Source organism: Polaromonas sp. P1_E1_2, from assembly GCF_056406035.1.
Genome location: NZ_JBFUAZ010000461.1, coordinates 1 through 3,505, shown reverse-complemented (window position 1 = coordinate 3,505; position 3,505 = coordinate 1). Strand labels below are relative to the sequence as shown.

Below are 3,505 nucleotides of genomic sequence, written 5' to 3'. Positions count from 1 at the left end.
GCCTTGCAGCAATTCATGAACCTGCTGTAAGCCAAGCGCATGGCATCAGAACACAGCCCCTAACCAAATTTGCGCGCTGCATCCAGCGCCAGCCCGGCGCCGATGCTGCCGAAACGGTCGCCTTCCACACTGCGTGCCTGCGGCAGCAATGCTGAAATTTGCTCACGCAGCAAAGGCACGCCGCTGGAGYCGCCGGTGAAAAATACGGTATCAATGTCGTCGGCGTTAACAACCGCGTCCTTGACCAGCCCCATCACGGTACGCGCCACGGTGCCGACCAGTTCACTGATGGCCGCGTCGAAATCGGGCCGGTGCAGGGTCAAGGTCTCGCCCGGTGCAATGCGCCCCAGGTCCATGGTGGTTTCAGGCGCGTCAGAAAGCGCGATCTTGGCCGCTTCCACCTGCATGGCCAGCCAGTGCCCTGCCCGTTCGCGCACCAGGTTTTGCAGGCGGTCCAGTTTGTCTTTCTCGATTGCGCCGCGCCGGATATCGCTGATCTGCGTCCACGACTTCTTGCTGTAGACCTGGTTGATGGTGTGCCAGGTTGCCAGGTTGAAGTACTGGGCCGACGGCACCTGCAACCCGCTGTGAAGCAGGCTGCCCAGGCCCAGCGTGGGCATCACGCTCGCAAGGCTCAGGTATTTGTCGAAGTCAGTGCCGCCTATGTGCACGCCGCCGCTGGCCAAAATATCATCACGCCTGTCTGCCTTGCGGGCACGCTCGGGCGACAGGCGCACCAGCGCGAAGTCCGAGGTGCCGCCGCCAATGTCAACCACCAGCACAAGCTCTTCACGCCTGATCTGCGACTCGTAGTCGAACGCCGCCGCAATCGGCTCGTACTGAAAGGCAATTTCTTTGAGGCCCACCGCGTGCGCGATCTCGGCCAACGTGTTTTCAGCCCGTTTGTCAGCCGCAGCGTCGTCATCCACAAAAAATACGGGGCGGCCCAGCACGGCCTGGTTGAAGGGCTGGTCTGCAGCTTTTTCAGCGCGGTGCTTGAGCTCGCCAATGAACTGCGCCAGCAGCACACGAAACGGCAGCGCGCGGCCGGCGACCTCGGTGTGCTCATCAATCATGGCCGTGCCGAGCAGGCTTTTGAGCGAACGCATCAGGCGGCCTTCATGGCCGGCCAGGTAATCGGCCAGCGCCGCCCGGCCATAGCTGACATGCTCGTCTTCGGCATGGAAAAACACCACCGACGGCAGCGTCGGTTTGCCGTCTTCAAGCGTCAGCAGCGCGGCTTGCCCGGGCCGGCTCCAGCCCGCAGTGGAGTTGGAGGTGCCGAAGTCGATCCCGCAGGCGCTGGACGCGGCGCTCACCGCCCGGCCGGCCTGGCGAAGCCGTTGTCGGCCCACGCCACGGCGCTGGCGCGATTGAGCTTGAAGGAAGGCGCGACGCGCACCTGCGCCAGCTGCTCACCCGCCTCGTCGCTGGCACTGAGCAAGCCGTGCGGGTTGTCTTCGTCAGGAACAATGTCGAGCGAAACCGTGATGCGCCCCGCATTCGCCGTCACGGTGATGCTTTGGTGCAGCGTGGCATGCAGCTGCTGCTCATGCCGGCGCACAAATTCGGAAGCGGTTTTGACCAGCGTGCTGAAGGCCGGGCCATCCAGCGGCTTGGGGTTCTTCTTGTCGCGCCCCATGGTCCAAGGCCCCACCAGCGCAGGCTCGGGCTCGCCGTCCTTGATCATCGCGACAGCCCAGCCGTCGTCGTCTTCGTTCTTGATGACTTTGGCCGTCCAGCCGTCGCCGCACCAAAGCCTGGGCTCCTGGATGGGTTGAGTGTCGTTGGGGGATTCATCGGCCAGGCCGGCCGGGGTGCGGGAGTCAGTCAAAACGCGGTCACTCGGGTGAAGCGCCCCGGCAAGGAGCCGGGGGCAAATTCAGGTCACGCACCGACTTCAGACACCACGGCGCGCAGGGGGAGCGGATTTTACAGCCCCTCCCCCAAACCCCTCACAACCCAAGGTCGCTCAAACCCGGGTGATCATCGGGCCGGCGCCCAAGCGGCCAGTGAAACTTGCGTTCGGCGGGCTTGATGGGCAGGTCGTTGATGCTGGCGTGGCGCACGGCCATCAGGCCGTTTTCGTCGAACTCCCAGTTCTCATTGCCATAGGAGCGAAACCAGTTGCCCGCATCGTCATGCCACTCATAGGCAAAGCGCACCGCGATGCGGTTGCCGCCAAAGGCCCAGAGCTCCTTGATGAGGCGGTAGTCCAGTTCACGCACCCATTTGCGCGTCAGCAGCGCGGCAATTTCCTCACGCCCCGTGACGAACTCGGCGCGGTTGCGCCATTTGCTTTGCGGCGTGTAGGCCATGGAAACACGCTGAGGCTCACGCGTGTTCCAGCCGTCTTCGGCGGCACGGACTTTCTGCACGGCGGTTTCAAACGTAAAAGGGGGAAGCGGCGGCCGTGATTCCATGGGGATCTCCTGGGGTTGAACAAAATGGGCGAAATGGGCAGAAAACCAGATGTAGACAGATTTGTCTACTTTGATGAAATTCTGTCACATGTAGACAGATCTGTCTATGTCGCATCTACAATGACGCCATGGACCTCTCCACCCTCCCCGCACGCGAGCGAATCCTCGTCACGGCACACGAACTTTTCTACCGCGACGGCCTGCGCGCGACCGGCATCGACCGCATCATTGCGGAATCGGGCGTGGCCAAGCTCACCTTCTACCGGCACTTTCCCAGCAAGGACGAATTGATCCGCACCTTCCTGGACTACCGGCATGAACGCTGGATGGGCTGGTTTGTCGACGCCTTGGGCCGCCATGGTGCACAACCCGGCGGTGGGCTGGCGCCGCTGGTGCAGGCCATGGCCGAGTGGTTTGCCGATCCGGCGTTTCGCGGTTGCGCTTTCATCAACGCCGTGGCGGAAGTGGGTGGCACCCAGCCGGGCGTGGCAGACATTGCACGCCGGCACAAGCAGGACATGCAGCAGGTCATTGCCGATTTGCTACCCGGTGGCGCGGGCCAGGCAGAGGCGGCGCGGGCAGCCGCGCTGGCAGTGGACGGCGCCATCGTACGGGCGCAGATGGACGGCGCTGACGCGGCGCTGGCGGGCCTGCGCCTATTGCTGAACGGGCTGGACAGTCCGGCCGGCAAAGCGGGCGGCCGCTAGGTTTTTCCAGGCCGGCGCGATTTTTCTTTGGGCCGCGACGCAAGCGCAACACCCGCACGCTCAGCCACCTTCACGGCGGGGCGTTTGCCCGACGCCACCCACTCGCCGTAAAAGTCGATCTTGCTGTCCAGCAGCTTGAGTGCCAGTTGCCATTCGGCAATCATGTCCTTGACCTGCGCGCGGTGCGCGGCCAGCAGCGCCTGCCGCTGCCTGAGCGTGCTGCTGCCCTGCTTGACCAGCGCGGTGTACTCCCGCATTTCGGCAATCGACATGCCGGTGCGCCGCAGCCGGTCCATCAGGTCCAGCCAGCTGATGTGCAGATCGCCATAGACGCGTCGGCCGCCGGCGTCGCGCGTCACGCCGGGGATCAGACCC

At 63.9% G+C, this 3,505-nt stretch carries 5 protein-coding genes; 1 reads left to right on the top strand and 4 read right to left on the bottom strand.

What is annotated here, in order from left to right:
* Window positions 1–59 precede the first annotated feature (59 nt).
* The 3 genes from AC1D1P_RS18000 to AC1D1P_RS17990 all read right to left on the bottom strand — a co-directional run bounded on the left by AC1D1P_RS18000 (window position 60) and on the right by AC1D1P_RS17990 (window position 2,423).
* On the bottom strand, window positions 60–1,355 hold the full coding sequence (locus tag AC1D1P_RS18000; protein ID WP_477673912.1) for an Hsp70 family protein: 1,296 nt from the start codon (window positions 1,353–1,355) through the stop codon (window positions 60–62).
* Entirely contained in the window at window positions 1,316–1,834 is a 519-nt protein-coding gene (locus AC1D1P_RS17995; RefSeq protein WP_477673911.1) for a hypothetical protein, read from the bottom strand. The genes AC1D1P_RS18000 and AC1D1P_RS17995 overlap by 40 nt, the downstream gene beginning before the upstream one ends.
* Before the next feature lie 121 nt (window positions 1,835–1,955).
* Window positions 1,956–2,423 carry a nuclear transport factor 2 family protein gene (locus AC1D1P_RS17990; protein WP_477673910.1) on the bottom strand — a complete coding sequence of 156 codons (468 nt, stop codon included), beginning with the start codon at window positions 2,421–2,423 and terminating at the stop codon, window positions 1,956–1,958.
* 128 nt (window positions 2,424–2,551) lie between these two features.
* Between AC1D1P_RS17990 and AC1D1P_RS17985 the strand changes: the two genes are divergently transcribed.
* Window positions 2,552–3,130 (top strand): TetR/AcrR family transcriptional regulator, encoded by a 579-nt coding sequence (locus AC1D1P_RS17985; protein WP_477673909.1) that lies wholly within the window; start codon window positions 2,552–2,554, stop codon window positions 3,128–3,130.
* Here the strand turns inward: AC1D1P_RS17985 and AC1D1P_RS17980 are convergent.
* Window positions 3,127–3,505: MerR family transcriptional regulator (locus AC1D1P_RS17980; RefSeq protein WP_477673908.1), on the bottom strand; the 379-nt coding region annotated here is incomplete at its 5' end. The genes AC1D1P_RS17985 and AC1D1P_RS17980 overlap by 4 nt on opposite strands.

Excerpts from the sequence above, each read along its gene's own strand:
- AC1D1P_RS17985 (WP_477673909.1), top strand. The coding sequence starts at position 2,552 with ATGGACCTCTCCACCCTCCCCGCACGCGAGCGAATCCTCGTCACGGCA.
- AC1D1P_RS17990 (WP_477673910.1), bottom strand. The coding sequence starts at position 2,423 with ATGGAATCACGGCCGCCGCTTCCCCCTTTTACGTTTGAAACCGCCGTG.